This window comes from Photorhabdus noenieputensis (assembly GCF_018448935.1).
Taxonomy (GTDB): Bacteria; Pseudomonadota; Gammaproteobacteria; order Enterobacterales; family Enterobacteriaceae; genus Photorhabdus; species Photorhabdus noenieputensis.
The window spans coordinates 1-588 of record NZ_RCWC01000173.1 but is presented as its reverse complement, the minus strand read 5'-3'; the positions used below and the strand labels follow the sequence as shown (position 1 = coordinate 588).

Below are 588 nucleotides of genomic sequence, written 5' to 3'. Positions count from 1 at the left end.
TGTTTGCTGGCAAAGGCGGCTATCAGGTCAACGTCGGTGACCACACCCAACTGGACGGCGCGGTGATAGCGAGTCACGCTGACAAAGCCAAAAACACCCTGAACACCGGGACGCTGGGCTTCAAGGATATTCAAAATCAAGCGGACTTTACTGTTGAGCAACAAAGTGCGGGCGTCAGCCTCGGCCAACCGACCGCCGGTCAGGTTCTCAATAATCTGGCGGTCAATGGGCTGAGCGGTTCCAATAACCAGGGCCATGACAGCACCACCACGCACGCCGCCGTCAGTGAGGGCAATCTGATTATCCGGGATAAGGCGCACCAGACGCAGGATGTCGCGACCCTTAGCCGCGATACCGATAATGCCGCCAATGTCCTGAGTCCGATATTTGATAAGGAAAAAGAACAGCAGCGGCTGAAACAGGCGCAACTGATTGGCGAACTCAGCGCCCAGATGGCCGAGATAGCCAGTACGGAAGGGAAAATTATCGCCACCAAAGCGGCGAAAGCGAAGCTGGACCATATCAGTGAACCGGACAAAGAGGCCGCCAGAAAAAAACTGGTTGACGGTGGCAATCCACACCCGACTT

1 pseudogene is annotated in these 588 nt (G+C 55.6%); it reads left to right on the top strand.

Annotated features, from left to right (window positions below):
* Positions 1-588 (top strand): annotated as a pseudogene (locus tag EAE91_RS23710) (hemagglutinin repeat-containing protein); the annotation flags it as partial.